This window comes from Thermobifida fusca YX (genome assembly GCF_000012405.1).
In the GTDB taxonomy this organism is placed as follows: Bacteria; Actinomycetota; Actinomycetes; order Streptosporangiales; family Streptosporangiaceae; genus Thermobifida; species Thermobifida fusca.
The window spans coordinates 3,158,846-3,175,466 of sequence record NC_007333.1; the positions used below are offsets into that span (position 1 = coordinate 3,158,846).

A 16,621-nucleotide genomic window follows, 5' to 3' on the forward strand; every position below is an offset into this window, starting at 1 on the left:
TGGTTCAGATCCTCACCTGCTGGTCTGGTGTGCGGCGGGAGTCGGGGTGTCTACGCAAGGTTCACCCCCAACGTGGTGACCACGACGACGGCCGCGCCGAAGAGCATGGTCAGCGCGTAGCTGCGGGCGAACCCGGTCTGGGTGAGCCGCAGGTTCTCCGAGGCTGCGCGGACCGAACGGGCGATCCCGGTGACGACACCGTCGACACCGTGGTCGTCGAAGGCGACGGTGGCCCTGGTGAGCTGCTGGCCGGGCCGCATGAACAGGCCTTCGTTGATGGCGTTGCCGTACAGCTCCTCCCGGGCGGCGACCGTGATGAAGTTGCCCTTGGGTGCCGTGACCGGGACCTTGTCGTTGGCGTAGCGCACCCATGCGTACGCCACACCCACGATCATGAGCACCAGCGCGGCCAGCGAGTACGGGCTGGTGCTCATGTGGACCAGGTCGAACTCGTGCGCGGGGGCACCCACCACGGGCGCGAGGAAGTTCGCGAGGGTGTAGTTGACCACCAGCACCGCGCCGAGTGCCGCCGAGCCGATGGCCAGGATGATCATCGGGACCGTCATGACAGCCGGGGACTCGTGCGGATTCGCGTCCTTAGCCCAGCGCTTCGTACCGAAGAAGGTGAGGAACATGATCCGCGACATGTAGAAGGCGGTGAGCCCGGCGCCGAGCACGGTGACCCAGCCCAGGATCTGGCCGGTGAGGCCGCCGGAGTCGAACGCCGCCTGGATGATGCCTTCCTTCGTCCACCAGCCGGACAGGAACGGCACGCCGATGATGGCGAGGTAGCCGACGCCGAAGGTGGCGAAGGTGACCGGCATGACGGTGCGCAGGCCGCCGTAGCGGCGCATGTCGACTTCGTCGTTCATGGCGTGCATGACCGACCCGGCGCCGAGGAACAGCCCGGCCTTGAAGAAGCCGTGCGTGACCAGGTGGGCGATGGCGGCGGCGTAGCCGATCGGTCCCAGGCCGGCGGCCAGGGTCATGTAGCCGATCTGGCTCATGGTGGAACCGGCCAGCGCCTTCTTGATGTCGTCCTTGGCACACCCGATGATCGCACCGGCGAGCAGGGTGGCCGCACCGACGATCGTGACCACCAGTTGCGCAGTGGGCGCGGCTTCGAAGATCGGTCCGGACCGCACGATGAGGTAGACACCGGCGGTGACCATGGTGGCGGCGTGGATGAGCGCCGACACCGGGGTGGGGCCCTCCATCGCGTCGAGCAGCCACGCCTGGAGCGGAAGCTGCGCCGACTTACCGCAGGCGCCCAGCAGCAACAGCAGTCCCACCGCGGTCATGAGCCCGCGGCCGGCGCCGTCCACCGACTCGAACACGGGGTGGAAGGTGACCGTGCCGAAGGTGGTGAACAGCAGCATGATCGAGACGAGGAGGCCGATGTCGCCGACCCGGTTGATGAGGAACGCCTTCTTGGCGGCGACTGCTGCTGCCGGCTTGTGCTGCCAGAACCCGATCAGCAGGTAGGAAGCGAGGCCGACACCTTCCCAGCCGAGGAACAGCACCGCGTAGTTGTCGGCGAGGACCAGCACCAGCATGGCCGCGACGAACAGGTTGAGGTAGGCGAAGAAGCGCCTCCGGTTCTCGTCGTGCGCCATGTAGCCCACCGAGTAGATGTGGATGAGCGATCCCACACCGGTGATGAGCAGTGCGAACGTCATCGACAGCGGGTCGATGAGCAGGCTCAGGTCGATGTCGAAGGTGCCGACCTTGATCCACTGGTAGACGTGGACTGTGACACTGCGCTCTTCCGGAGCGCGTCCCAAAAGCTGTCCGAGGCTCAGGACCGCCCAGACGAAGCTGGAGAGCGCTGCCGCGATGGCAAGCCAGTGCCCCCAGGCGTTGGTGCGCTTGCCGCCCAGCAGCAGGACGGCCGCGCCCAGCAGAGGCAGGGCGATCATGAGCCAGGCGTAGGAGAGTACCCCGCCGTCGGCCGCGGTCGTGGCCGCGTACCCGCCGGCGGCCAGCGTGGACGTCATCGTCGTCGTGCCCCCGCCCTAGTTCTTGAGCAGGTTGGCGTCGTCGATCGACGCGGACCTGCGGGTTCGGAAGATCTGCATGATGATGGCCAGTCCCACCACGACCTCGGCCGCAGCGACCACCATCACGAAGAACGCGATCACTTGGCCTTCGATGCCTCCGTGCATCCGCGCGAAGGCGACAAAAGCGAGGTTGCAGGCGTTGAGCATCAGCTCCACGCACATGAACACGATGATCGCGTTGCGCCGCACCAGGACGCCCACGGCGCCGATGGTGAACACGATCGCCGCGAGCACGATGTAGTTCATCGGGTCCACGAGCTCTCGTCCTCCCGTTGCTCGTCGCCGTTGGAGGCCTGTGCGTCCGGTCGACCACCCGATTCGGGGATCGCGCCGATCGAGTACCTCATGTCTTCAGGGACCCCGTGCTGGTCCTCGGGGTTGCGCGCGGCCAGCACCGGGTTGATCGAGAGTTCCGAGACCGACCCGTCAGGCAGCAGCGCGGGCATGTCGATGGCGTTGTGCCGGGCGTAGGTGCCCGGTCCGGGCAGCGGAGTGGGGTGGCCGCTGCGGATCCGGTCCATCGACATCTGCTTCTGGGTGCGCTTCTTCTTGGTGCGGACGGCGTGGGCCAGCACCAGGGCGCCGAGGACCGCGGTGATGAGGAGGGCCCCGGTCGCTTCGAAGGCGATGACGTAGCGGTAGATGATCTCGCTGGCGAGCCACGGGATGCTGCCGCCCGCGGCGGCGACCCCGGCGCTCAACCCGACGGGCTCACCCGCCACGATGCTGCTCAGCCCGCTGACGAGCGGGACGAGGAAGCACAGGGCGATCACCGCGGTCAGGAGCCGGTGCCCGCGGATCGTCTCTACGAGGGAGTCGGAGGAGCTGACGCCCACCAGCATGAGGACGAACAGGAAGAGCATCAGCACGGCGCCGGTGTAGACGACGATCTGCACGACCATCAGGAACGGCGCCTCGTTGATCCCGTAGAAGACGGCGAGGCCGATCATCACCACGGCCATCATGAGCGCGGAGTAGACAGCCCGGCGGCTGAACACTACTCCGAGCGCGGCGAGCACCACGATGGAGCCCAGGATGTAGAAGGTCGCGGTCTCACCGCCGCCAATGGCGGCGGCCGTTGTTTGAAGCGGAACGATGTTCACTGAACAGCCTCGCTGTTCTGCTCGTCGGCACGGGCCGCCGCGTTGTCGTCACGTCCGAGCCGGTAGTAGTCCTTCTCGGTCTCGCCGAGCCGCATGGGGTGCGGCGGCGCCTCCATTCCTTGCTGCAGGGGAGCGAGGAGTTGCTCCTTGGTGTAGATGAGGCTTTCGCGGCTGTCGTCGGCGAGCTCGTACTCGTTGGTCATGGTGAGCGCTCGGGTGGGGCACGCCTCGACGCACAGCCCGCACAGAATGCAGCGCAGGTAGTTGATCTGGTAGACGCGCCCGTAGCGCTCACCCGGGGAGTACCGCTCTTCTTCGGTGTTGTCCCCCGCTTCGACGTAGATGGCGTCGGCGGGGCAGGCCCAAGCACACAGTTCGCAGCCGATGCACTTCTCTAGGCCGTCCGGCCAGCGGTTGAGCTGGTGGCGGCCGTGGAAGCGGGGCATCGTGGGTGCCTTGACCTCGGGGTATTCAACGGTCGGCACCTTCTTGAACATGGTGTGGAAGGTGACGCCGAACCCCTTGACGGGATTGAGCCACTCAAGCACCGGAAACCTCCTCACGCTTGGGGGCTGAGGCCGGCTGGTAACGGGGTTCCTCCGCAAGCACGCTGGTGCCGTAGTGCGGAGCGATCATGGGGGGCACGGGGAATCCGCCGTACATCGGGTTCTCCCGGCGTGCCCGCAGCTCGGCCTCGTGTTCGGCGGCCTCCTGCGCCTTGGCCTTCGCCGCGGCACGGCTCCACGCCCACAGTCCGAGGAAGACCAGCAGACCGAACACGCCGACGACGATCGCCGTCACATAGCCCGGGTACTCCTGGTTGTTGAGCACCCGGATGACAGCGACCGCAGTGATCCAGACCAGCTGGATGGGGATGAGGATCTTCCATCCCAGTTTCATGAGCTGGTCGTAGCGGACCCGGGGCAGGGAGCCGCGGACCCAGACGAACAGGAACATCACGCAGACGAACTTGATGAGCCACCACAGCGCAGGCCACCAGCCTTCGTTGGCGCCCGGCCAGAAGGTGGTGATCGGCGGCGGCGCAAGGTACCCGCCGAGGAACAGGGTGACGCTCATCGCCGAGACGGTGACCATGTTGACGTACTCGGCGAGGAAGAACATGGTGAACTTCATCGACGAGTACTCGGTCATGAAGCCGCCGACGAGCTCGCCCTCACCCTCCGGCAGGTCGAAGGGCAGCCGGTTCGTCTCCCCGATCATGGTGATCAGGTAGATCACGAACGACGGGAAGAGGATGACGGCGAACCAGATGTTCTGCTGCGCTTCGACGATTCCCGACGTGCTGAGCGTGCCCGCGTAGATGAACACCGCGATGAAGGAGAGCCCCATCGCGATCTCGTAGCTGATGACCTGGGCGGACGCCCGCAGGCCTCCGAGGAGGGGGTAGGGCGACCGCGAGGCCCACCCGGCGAGCACGATGCCGTAGACGCCGAGGGAGGCGGTGGCCAGGACCAGCAGGACTGCCACGGGCAGGTCGGTCAGTTGCAGCCGGGTCTCCACCCCGAACATGGTGACTTCGGGGCCCACCGGGATCACCGAGAAGGCGAAGAACGCCGGGATCGCGGCGATCATCGGGGCGGCGATGTAGATGACCTTGTCGACGGTGCGGGGGATGAGGTCTTCCTTCAGGGACAGCTTCACACCGTCAGCCAAAGACTGCAGCAGCCCCCAGGGACCGAACCGGTTAGGGCCGTGGCGCTGCTGCATGCGGCCCATGACCTTGCGGTCGGCCATGATCATCATCAGCACGCACAGCATGAGGAAGACGAACACGGCCAGGGCCTTGATCAGGATGATCCACCAGGGATCATTGCCGAAGGCGTCCAGCCCCGGTTCGGCGTCCAGAGCTGCCGCACTGACGACAGTCGTCGGTGTCACTTCTCACTCCCAGCACTCGTCGCGGTCTCGACGGGTGTGCCGTTGTCCACGGCCAGGGACACCACGGTCCCCGTGCTCGCGCCGAGGTCGCGCCGGACGGCACAGCCTGCGGCGTTGGTCGGCAGCCACACCACACGGTCCGGCATCTCGGTGATGACGGCCGGGAGGCGCACTGCTCCGGCCGGTCCCTCGACCCGCAGTGTCTGGCCGTCGGCGAGGCCGATCTCGGCGGCGGTGGCAGCCGAGAGGCGGGCGACGGCGGGCCGGGCGGTTCCCGCCAGGTGCGGTTCGCCGTCCTGCATCCGTCCTTGGCCGAGCAACTGGTCCCAGGTGGCCAGGACCGCCTGGCCGGGTTGCGGGATAGCGACGTCGGCGGGGCGGACCACCGGGGTGGGCAGCGGGGTGCCCTTCCAGGCGCCGAGTTCGGCGAGTTCCCGCCGGGCAGCGGCCGGGTCCGGAAGGCCCAGGTGGACGTCCATTTCGTCGGCGATCGCGGCCAGCACCCGCAAGTCGGACATTGCTCCGGGCACTTGCAGCGCGGTGCCGAACGGGCGGCCGCGGCCTTCCCAGTTGACGAACGTGCCGGACTTCTCGGCGACGGCGGCGACCGGGAAGACGACGTCGGCGCGGTCGGTGACGTTGCTGGCCCGCAGTTCCAGGCTGACGATGAACGGCACCTTCGCCAGAGCGGCTCGGGCTGCCTCCGGGTCGGGCAGGTCGTCCAGGTCGACGCCTGCGATGACCAGGGCGTCGAGCTCTCCGGCTGCTGCGGCGGCGAGGATGCCCGCGGTGTCGCGGCCCTCGGTAGCCGGCAGGTCGGAGACCGCCCAAACGCGGGCGACTTCGGCCCGGGCGACCGCGTCCGTGACGGGACGGCCGACCGGCAGCAGGTTGGGCAGCGCACCGGCTTCGATGGCTCCCCGGTCACCGGCGCGGCGGGGCACCCAGGCCAGGCGGGCACCGGTGGTGTCGGCGAGGCGGGCCACCGCGGACAGTGCCCCGGGCACTTCAGCAAGCCGCTCCCCGGCCAGGATGACGGCGCCCGGAGAGTGCAGGGCTTCCAGCGCTTCGGGGGCCACCGTGCCCAGGGAGGTCATGGCGCTGGCCTCACCGCCGGGAACCGTGGGAATCAGGGTTCCGTTGGTCTTGGTCAGGCCGCGGCTGGCGTAGGGCGCGATCGAGAACACTCGGGTGCCGTTCTTGCGGGCCGCCTTGCGCAGCCGCAGGAAGACGATGGGCGACTCGTCTTCGGGTTCGAAGCCGACGAGGAGGACGGCGGGCGCCTTCTCCAGGTCGGTGTAGGTGACTTCGATGCCGTGCCCGGCGACCCGGGCGGCGAGGAATTCGGCTTCCTCAGCCGAGTGGGGGCGGGCCCGGAAGTCGATGTCGTTGGTGTGCAGCGCGACCCGGGCGAACTTGGCGTAAGCGTAGGCGTCTTCCAGGGTGAGCCGTCCGCCGGTGAGCACACCCACCCGGCCGCGGGCGGCGGCCAGGCCGCGGGCGGCCACCTGGAGGGCCTCCGGCCAGGACGCGGCTTCCAGGGCGCGGCTGTCCTCGTCCCGCACCAGCGGGTGCTTGAGCCGGTCGGGCTGGGTGGCGTAGGTGAACGCCCACCGGCCCTTGTCGCAGTTCCACTCTTCGTTGACCTGGGGGTCGTCCCCGGCCAGGCGCCGGGTGACCTTGCCGCGCCGGTGGTCGGTGCGCTGGGCGCAGCCGGACGCGCAGTGTTCGCAGACGCTGGGCGTGGACACCAGGTCGAACGGGCGGGCGCGGAACCGGTAGGCGGCTCCGGTGAGGGCGCCGACCGGACAGATCTGCACGGTGTTGCCGGAGAAGTAGGACTGAAAGGGCTGTCCTTCGGCGATGCCCACCTGCTCCTTGGCGCCGCGTTCCATCAGGTCGATGAACGGGTCACCGGCGATCTGCGCGGAGAAGCGGGTGCAGCGGGCGCACTGGATGCAGCGCTCCCGGTCCAGCAGGATCTGCGTGGACAGCGGGATCGGCTTGGGGAAGGTCCGCTTGACGTCGACGAACCGGCTCTCGCCCTGCCCGTGGGACAGCGCCTGGTTCTGCAGCGGGCATTCACCGCCCTTGTCGCAGATCGGGCAGTCCAGCGGGTGGTTGATGAGCAGGAACTCCATGACACCGCGCTGAGCTTTCTCCGCCACCGGAGAGGTCAGCTGGGTCTTGACGACCATGCCGTCCGTGACGGTGATGGTGCAGGAGGCCTGCGGTTTGGGCATGCCGCGCCCGTTGCCCATGTCGGTGATCTCCACCAGGCACTGGCGGCAGGCACCGACCGGGTCGAGCAGCGGGTGGTCGCAGAACCGCGGGATCTGGATGCCGAGCAGTTCGGCCGCCCGGATCAGCAGGGTGCCCTTGGGAACCTGGATTTCGAAACCGTCGATGGTAACGGTGACGAGGTCCTCTGGCGGCACTGCGGGGGATCCGCCCGCGGAGGTGTTGGTCGTGACTGTCATCAGGCGTCCTCTTCCACGGACTCATTCGCCCAGCGAGTGGTGCGCTGGTACGGGAACAGCTCCCACGCGGGAGTGTGGGTTCCCGCGATGAACTCCTCCCGGAAGTACTTGATCGCCGAGGTCACCGAGCTGGTCGCACCGTCCCCGAGCGCGCAGAAGGAGCGCCCGAGCAGGTTGTCGCAGATGTCGAGCAGCGTGTCGATGTCCTCTTGGGTCCCCTTGCCTGCTTCGATACGGCGCAGGACTTGGACCATCCAGTAGTTGCCTTCGCGGCACGGAGTGCACTTGCCGCAGGACTCGTGCGCGTAGAACTCGATCCAGCCGCGCACGACCCGGACGACCGAGGTGGTTTCGTCGAAGATCTGCAGCGCGCGGGTGCCGAGCATGGAGCCCGCTCCGCCGACCGACTCGAAGTCCAGGGGGATGTCGATGTGCTCCTCGGTGAAGATCGGGGTGGAGGAGCCACCGGGGGTCCAGAACTTGAGCCGGTGCCCGTCGCGGATACCGCCGGCCATCTCGAGCAGTTCGCGCAAGGTCACGCCGAGCGGGGCCTCGTACTGGCCGGGCCGCTTGACGTGGCCGGACAGGGAGAAGAAGCCGAAGCCGGCGGACTTCTCCGTGCCCATGGACTTGAACCACTCGGCGCCGTTGGCGACGATGCTCGGCACGGTGGCGATGGATTCGACGTTGTTCACCACGGTGGGTGAGGCGTACAGACCTGCGACGGCGGGGAACGGCGGCTTGAGGCGAGGCTGGCCGCGGTAGCCCTCGAGCGAGTCCAGCAGGGCGGTCTCCTCACCGCAGATGTAGGCGCCCGCCCCGGCGTGGACGACGACGTCGAGGTCGAAGCCGCTGCCGAGGATGTCCTTACCGAGCAGCCCGGCCTCGTAGGCTTCGGCGACGGCGTGCCGCAGCCGCCGGATGACGTGCAGGACCTCCCCGCGGACGTAGATGAAGGCCTGGTGGCTGTTGATCGCGTAGGCGGAGATGATGACGCCTTCGATGAGCGCGTGCGGGTTGGCCATCATCAGCGGGATGTCTTTGCAGGTGCCGGGCTCAGACTCGTCGGCGTTGACGACGAGGTAGCGCGGCTTGGGGTTGTCCTTGGGGAGGAAACCCCACTTCATCCCGGTGGGGAAGCCGGCACCGCCGCGGCCGCGCAGGCCGGAGGCCTTGACCATCTCGACGATGGCGTCGGGCTCCATGGTCAGGGCCTTGCGCAGCGCCTCGTAGCCACCGTTCTCCCGGTAGGCGTCGAGGGTGTAGGAGTCCGGGCGGTCCCAGTTGCGGGACAGCACGGGGGTCAGCGTCGTCACTTGGTCCCCTCCTCATCGGCCGCGGCAGCCGTGTCTGCCGGGTCGGGTGCCTGCCAGCCGCGTTCCTTGGCCAGCCGGAGCCCGGCCAGGGAGGGTTCTCCGGCCTGCGGGCCCTCGGTGGCGCGGCCGTCGTCGAACCCTGCCAGGACCCGGGAGGCCTGCTTCCAGGTGCACAGGCGGTTGGGGCCGCGGGTCGGCTTGACGTCCTTGCCCAGGCGCAGGTCGTCGACGATCTTCTTCATCGACTCGGGGGTCTGGTTGTCGAAGAACTCCCAGTTGATCATGACCACGGGAGCGAAGTCGCAGGCGGCGTTGCACTCCACGTGCTCCAGGGAGATCTTTCCGTCCTCGGTGACCCCGTCGTTCTCTACACCCAGGTGCTCCTTGAGCGCGGAGTAGATCTCATCGCCGCCCATGACCGCGCACAGCGGGTTGGTGCACACGCCCACGTGGTATTCACCGACTGGGCGGCGCTTGTACATGGTGTAGAACGTGGCGACCGCGGTGACCTCTGCGGTGGTGAGGCCGAGCTGTTCGGCGCAGAAGGCGATGCCGTCGTTGCTCACGTAGCCCTCTTCCGACTGCACGAGGTGCAGCAGCGGAAGCAGTGCCGAGCGCGCCTTGGGGTAACGGGAGATGATCTCCTTGGCGTCGAGTTCCAGGCGGGCACGGTTCTCCCCGCTGAAGATCGGATTGGGCTTGGGGGGAGTACTCATCGGTCCACGCCTCCCATCACGGGGTCGATGCTGGCTACAGCGGCGATGACGTCGGCGACGGTACCGCCTTCGCACATGGCCGCCACAGCTTGGAGATTGGTGAACGAGGGGTCCCGGAAGTGCACCCGGTAGGGGCGGGGACCGCCGTCGCTGACCGCGAAGCAGCCGAGTTCGCCCTTGGGGCTTTCCACCGCTGCGTAGGCCTGGCCCGGGGGCACCCGGAAGCCTTCGGTGACGAGCTTGAAGTGGTGGATGAGGGCTTCCATGGAGCCGCCCTTGCCCATGATGTGGGCGATGTGGGACGGCGCGTTGCCCATGCCGTCGGGGCCGAGGGCGAGCTGGGCGGGCCAGCCGATCTTGGGGTCTTCGATCATCACCGGGCCCGGCTTGAGCTTGTCCAGGCACTGCTCGATGATCTTGAGACTCTGCTCGATCTCGGCCATTCGCACCCGGTAGCGGGCGTAGACGTCGGCACCGTCCGAGACCGGGATGTCGAACTCGTAGTTCTCGTAGCCGCAGTAGGGCTTGGCCTTGCGCAGGTCCCAGGGCAGGCCCGCGGCGCGCAGGATCGGGCCGGTGACGCCCAGCGCGAGGCATCCGGTGACGTCCAGGTAGGCCACGTCCCGGGTGCGGGCCAGGTAGATGGGGTTGGCGTCGAGAAGCTTGCGCATGTCCTTCAGCCGCTTGGGCATCTCGGTGAGGAGTTCGCGCACCTTCCCGACCGTGCCGGGCGGGAGGTCCTGGGCCACGCCGCCGGGGCGGATGTACGCGTGGTTCATGCGCAGCCCGGTGACCATCTCGAAGATGTCCAGGACCATTTCCCGTTCCCGGAACCCGTTGGTCATGACGGTGGTGGCGCCCAGCTCCATGCCGAACGTCGCCATCGCCACGAAGTGGGAGGAGATCCGGTTCAGCTCCATCATCATCACGCGGATGACGTTGGCGCGTTCCGGGACCTGGTCGGTGATGCCCAGCAGCTTCTCCACTGCCAGGCAGTAGGCCGTCTCGTTGAACAGCGGCGTGAGGTAGTCCATGCGAGTCACGAACGTGGTGCCTTGGGTCCACGTCCGGTACTCCATGTTCTTTTCGATACCGGTGTGCAGGTAGCCGATGCCGACTCGGGCCTCGGTGACGGTCTCGCCGTCCAAGGTGAGGATGAGCCGGAGCACGCCGTGGGTGGAGGGGTGCTGGGGCCCCATGTTGATGACGAGACGGTCGGTCTGGCTCCGCTGGGCCGCGGCGACCACCTCGTCCCAGTCGCCTCCGGAGGCATCGACGTAGGTCTCGGTTGGAGTGGTCATGCGTACGACCTCCGCTGGTCCGGCGGGGGAACCTTGGCCCCGCGGTACTCGACCGGAATTCCGCCCAGCGGGTAGTCCTTGCGCTGGGGATGGCCGTGCCAGTCGTCGGGCATGTGGATACGGGTGAGGGCGGGGTGGCCGTCGAAGATGATCCCGAAGAAGTCCCAGGCCTCTCGTTCGTGCCAGTCGTTGGTGGGGTAGACGCTCACGATCGAGGGGATGTGCGGGTCCGAGTCGGGGCAGCTCACTTCGAGCCGGATCTCGTAGTTGTGCGTGATGGAGCGCAACGCGTAGACGGCGTGCAGTTCGTTGCCCTCATCCTCGGGGTAGTGGACCCCGGTGACCCCCAGGCACAGTTCGAAACGGAGCGCCGGATCGTCGCGCAGCCGGGTGGCCACGTCCAGCAGGTGTTCGCGCTGCACGTGGAAGGTGATCTCGCCGCGGTCCACCACGACCCGGCTGATCGCGGTGTCGTAGGGTGTCCCGATCTCTTTCAGGGAGCGTTCGAGCGCGTCGGCGACTTCGTCGAAGTAGGCCGTGCGCGGGTCGCTGGGGTCGCTGTAGGGACGCTGGGCGGCGGCGGGCACGTGCCGGTAGACGCGCAGCCGTCCGTAGCCGGACGTGTCGCCGGTGGTTTTGGCACCGAACATGCCCATGCGGGCGATCGGCGAATTGATGCGCTGCGTCCCCAGCTCTCTGGGAAGGTTGTCCTTTTCTGGTAGGTTAGGCTTGCCTTGCTGCCCGTTGGAGGTCATCGGGTGGCTTCCTCCGTCTGCTGGATCAGCGGCAGCGCCCGCAGGCGTCGCTGCTCCAGTTCCTCGATCTCACGTTCGCGGTGCACGCCGAGCTTGGTGTTCTGGACCTTGTCGTGCAGCTTGAGGATGGCGTCCAACAGCATCTCAGGGCGCGGCGGACAACCTGGGAGGTAGATATCCACCGGCACGATGTGGTCGACGCCCTGCACGATGGCGTAGTTGTTGAACATGCCGCCGCTCGAGGCGCATACGCCCATGGCGATGACCCACTTGGGCTCCGCCATCTGGTCGTAGATGGTGCGCAGCACCGGGGCCATCTTCTGGCTCACTCGGCCGGCCACGATCATCAGGTCCGCTTGGCGAGGCGTGGCGGAGAAGCGCTCCATACCGAAGCGCGCGATGTCGAAGCGCGGGCCGCCGGCCGCCATCATCTCGATGGCGCAGCAGGCAAGGCCGAAGGTCGCGGGCCACATGGAGGTCTTGCGGACGAAACCGACGATCTGTTCGACCGTGGTGAGCAGGACTCCACTGGGCAGCTTCTCTTCGAGGCCCATCAGTCGAACCCCCTTTCCGGTTCTGCAGTCTCAGTGGGACGACTGGGGATCAGGTGCGGGCTGGTCATGCGGATCAGTTCCATTCGAGGCCGCCGCGGCGCCATTCGTAGGCGTAGGCGATCGAGACGTTGACGAGGAACAGGATCATCACGACCAGGCCGAAGATCCCGAGCGCGTCGAGGTGCACCGCCCAGGGCACTAGGAAGATGACCTCGATGTCGAAGACGATGAACAACATCGCCGTCAGGTAGTACTTGATCGTGAACCGACCGCCGCCCACGGGCTGGGGAGTGGGTTCGATCCCGCACTCGTAGGCCTGGAGTTTGGTGCGGTTGTAGCGTTTAGGCCCGGCGATCGCTCCGACGATCATCGAGACGATCACGAAGGCAGCGCCGATACCGCCGAGTACGAAGATGGGGGTGTACAGCTCCATCGGCTAGCCGCTCCCTTGGTGTTGTGCACGGAAGAGGTTCATGTCCTGCCGTTCTCGCGGGATGGGTCTCCTGAGTTGTCTCACGAGGCGGGCGCGATCTTGGACAGGCCGTTGATGAGCCGGTCCAGCGCGTCGCCGTGGCTGGGTTCCGTGAGGTTCGCCAGCATCTTGAGGGTGAAGCGCATCAGGAGGGGCCGCGGGAGACCATACTTGGTGGCGTACTTCATGAAGTAGGGGTTGCCGATCAGCTTCACGAAGTAGCGCCCCAGCGTGTAATAGCCGCCGTAGGTATCCCGCAGGATCTCCGGGTAGCGCAGCAGGGTGCGTTCGCGGTCCCGCGGTGTGGGACGGCTCAGCGCCTGGACCGCCACGTCAGCGGCGATCCGACCTGCTTCCATCGCGTAGGCGATGCCCTCGCCGTTAAAGGGGTTGACCATGCCTCCTGCGTCACCGACCAGCATCATGCCACGGGCGTAGTGCGGTGTCCGGTTGAAGCCCATGGGCAGGGCGGCGCCGCGGATGGGTCCTTTCTGGTTCTCCTCGGTGAACCCCCACTCTTCAGGCATGCTCTGCGTCCAGCGGCGCAGCAGTTTGCGGTAGTCGATCTTCTGGAAGGCGGGGGTGGAGTTGAGGATCCCCAGGCCTACGTTGCTAGTGCCGTCGCCGACTCCGAAGATCCAGCCGTAGCCGGGGAGCAGCACCTGCTTGCCGTCGGTGGTGTCCCAGAGTTCCAGCCAGGACTCCAGGTAGTCGTCGTTGTGCCGGGGGGTGGTGAAGTAGGTGCGGACGGCCACGCCCATGGGGCGGTCGTCGCGTCTGCGGATGCCCAGGGCGATCGCCAGGCGCGAGGAGTTGCCGTCGGCGGCGAGGACGAGGGGTGCGCGGAAGGAGCGGATGCGGCCTTCGGCGTCTTTGGCTTGGACTCCGACGACGCGGTTGCTGCGCTCGTCGATGATGGGCGCGGTGACGTTGGTGCGTTCCAGGAGCCGCACACCGGTTTTCACGGCGTGGCGGGCGAGGATCTGGTCGAAGTCGTAGCGGGTGCGTACCAGACCGAATCCGGGGTATTCCGAAAGTTCAGGCCAGGGAAGCTCGAGTCGGGTTCCGCCGCCGATGATGCGGAGGCCGCGGTTGCGGATCCAGCCGTCTTCTTCGTTGATGGGGATCCCCATAGCGACGAGCTGTTTGACTGCACGGGGGGTGAGGCCGTCTCCGCAGACCTTCTCCCGCGGGAAAGCAGTCTTCTCCAGCAGCAGGACGTCGAGGCCCGCGGTGGCCAGGTAGTGGGCTGCCGTGCTCCCTGCCGGGCCTGCTCCGACGACGATGACGTCGGCTTCCTCGTGGGGAACCGTGGTGTCTGTGACTGGGGTCGGTGCTGTCTGGCTCACGGATGGTCCTGACTGCTCGGCGCGGTTTCACACTGGGGTTCGAGCTTGTGGCTGTCCCAGAAAGGGGAATAAACTCGCCCCCTTGTGAAGTGCTTCACAAGGTCTTCAATGCGAAGTCTAGACCTTCCCAGCCACACGAGCGACCCCAGGTCCCTGTTGGTGAGGTTTCGGTCGCGCTGCCCTGACCTAGGGGTTTAAAAACCAGGTAACAGCGCGGCGGTTCACTTTTGACCGGTGTGCCGGTTACAGGACACAGTCTCGGCAAAGTTCACAAAAAGCTCAAATTGGGATCTTTTTAACAAAACCGAAGACTCATGGTGATACTACCATTACCATGAGTAGTGATTTGCGCCACAGAAAAACCTCCTTGTCCGGGGACGCGGAGGTGAGCAGAGACACACGTACGGCGCCTCAGCGCTCGCGGTAGGCGCGGTGCAGCGCCACCACCCCGAACGTGAGATTGCGCCAGGCGACCCGCGACCAGCCGGCCGCGCTGATCTTCCGGGCGAGCCCAGCCTGGTCCGGCCAGGCCGCGATCGACTCCGACAGGTAGGCGTAAGCGTCCGGGTTGTCGCTGAACTGGCGCGCCACCCACGGCAGGCCGATCTTCATCCCCCAGCCCAGCATCCGGTCGAGCGGCTGCACCGGAAGGTGGCTGAATTCACAGATCACCAGTCGGCCGCCGACTTTGGTGACCCGCAGCAGCTCGGCCAGCGCCCGGTCCACGTCGTGGACGTTGCGCAGCCCGAACGAGATCGTGACAGCGTCGAACGTCTGATCCGCAAACGGCAAGTGCAGCGCGTCCCCGGCCACCACGGTGACCCCCTTGCGGGACGCACCGCCGCGGCGTTCAGCGCCGACCCGGAGCATGCCGAACGAGAAGTCGCAGGCGATGACCCGCGCACCCCGGCGGGTGAAGGATTCCGACGAGGTTCCCGTCCCGGCCGCAAGGTCGAGCACCAGCTCGCCGCTGTAGGCGTCCACCGCAGCCACAGTGGCCTGCCGCCAGTAGCGTTCCCGCCCCAGGGAGAGCACCCGGTTGAGCAGGTCGTAGCGGTCCGCGATGCTGTCGAACATCGCGGCGACGTCTCGGGGGTCCTTGTCCAGTTCGGCACGGATCATGGTGCACAGCCTAGAGGGTGCTGCGTTCCGGTCCTGCGGCCCGTCCTCCCTACGGTGTCTCCCCCGGAGCAGAACGCTGCTCCGCCTGGCCCGGCTCCACCGCGGTACTGCCGGACGCACTCCCGGGTGACGGGGCCTGCTGCAAGTGGTCTTCCCTGCTGGCCCCGGCATCGAGCCGCTCACCCACGCTCCGCATCCGTTCCATCCCCCGCACCAGTGAGGCGGAGAGCGCGTCGCGCTGCGGGGAGAGCAGCACGAAACTCAGCAGGCCGCTGATCACCAGAGCGAGGATGACCGCGAGCAGCTCGCGGGCGCCCAGGAGATACACCACGCCGAAAGCGATCGCGAAGAGCAGCACCCGGGCCGCGGTATAAGCAATGAAGTTACGCATGAAACTGCCTCACAACGGGCGGTTCACAGAAAAGTCCCGGTGAAGACCCGGCACGCCCCTGGGGCAGCGGTTCACGGCTGTGCCCTCCGCCCCTCCAGCAGGTCCTGCCCAGTCCTCGACCGTGCATCGTCCCTCTCCACCCCAGCCTAAAGGGCGGTTTTTCCTGCGGACACGGACCCCTGTCCCAGATAAGGCGGTGTTCATCTTCTGTGCCGAGATTGAGAAAGAAGACATCCCTGAGGGGGATATCACGTTACGATCACATCTGCCCGCCCTCGCCCACGTTGCCTCCCATCTTTCCGAAAACTAAGGAGGAAACAGCCCGACTCATGCACACTAGGGGACTAAACGCCCGTACCACATCCGGGATGGGAGTAAAGGGGGATGGCGAAGGTGGAAAGAACAACGGAACGCTTGCTGACCCCGGGAGAGGTCGCTTCCCTCTTCCGCGTCGACCCTAAGACCGTGACCCGGTGGGCCGCCTCCGGCCGGATCAGCAGTATCCGCACCCCCGGCGGGCACCGCCGCTTCCGGGAGTCCGAAGTCCGCGCACTGCTCCACGGGGAGACTCCTGAATCCTCGCACTGACCAGCGAAGACTCTGGGCTCTCGTCCCGATGGCACCGGCCCCGCTCCGTGGTGGTCCGCACCCGCACATCCAGGTCACACCCGGATAGGCTGGAAGACATGGTTTGGCTCGGTGGCCTCATTACGCTGCTCACGATCGTGCTCTGGGTGTACGCGTTCTTCGACGCGCTCACCTGTCCCGCTGAGGAAGTCCGCAACCTGCCCAAGGTGATCTGGCTACTCGTCATCGTGCTGTTTGCGGTGATCGGTCCGCTCCTGTGGCTCTTCCTCGGACGTCCCATCACGCATCCCGGCACAGCGGTCTCCTCCTCGGTGCCTGTCTCCTCCGCCGACCATCTGGACCCCTCGGATTTCCACCGGCCGTCCGGGCGCAACCGTCCACTGGGCCCAGACGACGACCCCGAGTTCCTGCGGCGACTCGACAAACGCATCAACCCGGAGGATTGAGCACGCACGGCATGGTGAAGGCCCGCCCTGAGTGAGCCGAGGGCGGGCCTTCACTCTGCCGACGCTCTA

At 66.9% G+C, this 16,621-nt stretch carries 17 protein-coding genes; 2 read left to right on the top strand and 15 right to left on the bottom strand.

Translation table 11 applies throughout. The features are described 5' to 3' along the window. Positions 1–50: 50 nt before the first annotated feature. The 15 genes from nuoL to TFU_RS13440 form a co-directional block, all read right to left on the bottom strand. Positions 51–1,997: an NADH-quinone oxidoreductase subunit L gene (nuoL, locus tag TFU_RS13370; protein ID WP_011293107.1), complete on the bottom strand. Its 1,947-nt coding sequence runs from the start codon at positions 1,995–1,997 to the stop codon at positions 51–53. A gap of 18 nt (positions 1,998–2,015) precedes the next feature. Continuing rightward, positions 2,016–2,315 (bottom strand): NADH-quinone oxidoreductase subunit NuoK, encoded by a 300-nt coding sequence (gene nuoK, locus TFU_RS13375; RefSeq protein WP_016189259.1) that lies wholly within the window; start codon positions 2,313–2,315, stop codon positions 2,016–2,018. Beyond that, positions 2,303–3,163: an NADH-quinone oxidoreductase subunit J gene (locus TFU_RS13380; RefSeq protein WP_011293109.1), complete on the bottom strand. Its 861-nt coding sequence runs from the start codon at positions 3,161–3,163 to the stop codon at positions 2,303–2,305. Before TFU_RS13380 ends, nuoK begins: the two co-directional genes overlap by 13 nt. Then, positions 3,160–3,711 carry an NADH-quinone oxidoreductase subunit NuoI gene (gene nuoI / locus TFU_RS13385; protein WP_011293110.1) on the bottom strand — a complete coding sequence of 184 codons (552 nt, stop codon included), beginning with the start codon at positions 3,709–3,711 and terminating at the stop codon, positions 3,160–3,162. The genes TFU_RS13380 and nuoI overlap by 4 nt, the downstream gene beginning before the upstream one ends. Beyond that, positions 3,704–5,062 (bottom strand): NADH-quinone oxidoreductase subunit NuoH, encoded by a 1,359-nt coding sequence (nuoH, locus tag TFU_RS13390; protein ID WP_011293111.1) that lies wholly within the window; start codon positions 5,060–5,062, stop codon positions 3,704–3,706. Before nuoH ends, nuoI begins: the two co-directional genes overlap by 8 nt. Next, a complete protein-coding gene (locus TFU_RS13395) occupies positions 5,059–7,542 on the bottom strand; it encodes an NADH-quinone oxidoreductase subunit G (RefSeq protein WP_011293112.1) in 2,484 nt (827 codons plus the stop codon). Before TFU_RS13395 ends, nuoH begins: the two co-directional genes overlap by 4 nt. Further along, positions 7,542–8,858, bottom strand: coding sequence for an NADH-quinone oxidoreductase subunit NuoF (nuoF, locus tag TFU_RS13400; protein WP_011293113.1), 1,317 nt, complete (start codon positions 8,856–8,858; stop codon positions 7,542–7,544). The genes TFU_RS13395 and nuoF overlap by 1 nt, the downstream gene beginning before the upstream one ends. After that, positions 8,855–9,574: an NADH-quinone oxidoreductase subunit NuoE gene (gene nuoE, locus TFU_RS13405; protein WP_011293114.1), complete on the bottom strand. Its 720-nt coding sequence runs from the start codon at positions 9,572–9,574 to the stop codon at positions 8,855–8,857. The genes nuoF and nuoE overlap by 4 nt, the downstream gene beginning before the upstream one ends. Beyond that, positions 9,571–10,875: an NADH-quinone oxidoreductase subunit D gene (locus TFU_RS13410; RefSeq protein ID WP_011293115.1), complete on the bottom strand. Its 1,305-nt coding sequence runs from the start codon at positions 10,873–10,875 to the stop codon at positions 9,571–9,573. Before TFU_RS13410 ends, nuoE begins: the two co-directional genes overlap by 4 nt. After that, positions 10,872–11,630, bottom strand: coding sequence for an NADH-quinone oxidoreductase subunit C (locus tag TFU_RS13415; protein WP_011293116.1), 759 nt, complete (start codon positions 11,628–11,630; stop codon positions 10,872–10,874). Before TFU_RS13415 ends, TFU_RS13410 begins: the two co-directional genes overlap by 4 nt. Continuing rightward, a complete protein-coding gene (locus TFU_RS13420) occupies positions 11,627–12,184 on the bottom strand; it encodes a NuoB/complex I 20 kDa subunit family protein (protein ID WP_011293117.1) in 558 nt (185 codons plus the stop codon). Before TFU_RS13420 ends, TFU_RS13415 begins: the two co-directional genes overlap by 4 nt. A 73-nt stretch (positions 12,185–12,257) precedes the next feature. Continuing rightward, on the bottom strand, positions 12,258–12,617 hold the full coding sequence (locus TFU_RS13425; protein WP_011293118.1) for an NADH-quinone oxidoreductase subunit A: 360 nt from the start codon (positions 12,615–12,617) through the stop codon (positions 12,258–12,260). Between the two features lie 80 nt (positions 12,618–12,697). Continuing rightward, entirely contained in the window at positions 12,698–14,005 is a 1,308-nt protein-coding gene (locus tag TFU_RS13430; protein WP_011293119.1) for a geranylgeranyl reductase family protein, read from the bottom strand. 411 nt (positions 14,006–14,416) lie between these two features. Beyond that, positions 14,417–15,127, bottom strand: coding sequence for a demethylmenaquinone methyltransferase (locus TFU_RS13435; RefSeq protein WP_011293120.1), 711 nt, complete (start codon positions 15,125–15,127; stop codon positions 14,417–14,419). 49 nt (positions 15,128–15,176) lie between these two features. Further along, entirely contained in the window at positions 15,177–15,518 is a 342-nt protein-coding gene (locus TFU_RS13440) for a DUF4229 domain-containing protein (RefSeq protein ID WP_011293121.1), read from the bottom strand. Positions 15,519–15,902: 384 nt separating this feature from the next. On the opposite strand from TFU_RS13440, the gene TFU_RS13445 reads away from it, so the two are divergent. Next, the gene (locus tag TFU_RS13445) at positions 15,903–16,106 is read left to right on the top strand and encodes a BldC family transcriptional regulator (protein WP_011293122.1); all 204 of its coding nucleotides are present in this window, start codon (positions 15,903–15,905) and stop codon (positions 16,104–16,106) included. Positions 16,107–16,204: 98 nt separating this feature from the next. Beyond that, complete coding sequence (locus TFU_RS13450; RefSeq protein WP_011293123.1) at positions 16,205–16,552, top strand: PLD nuclease N-terminal domain-containing protein; 348 nt, start codon at positions 16,205–16,207, stop codon at positions 16,550–16,552. The last annotated feature ends 69 nt before the right edge of the window (positions 16,553–16,621 follow it).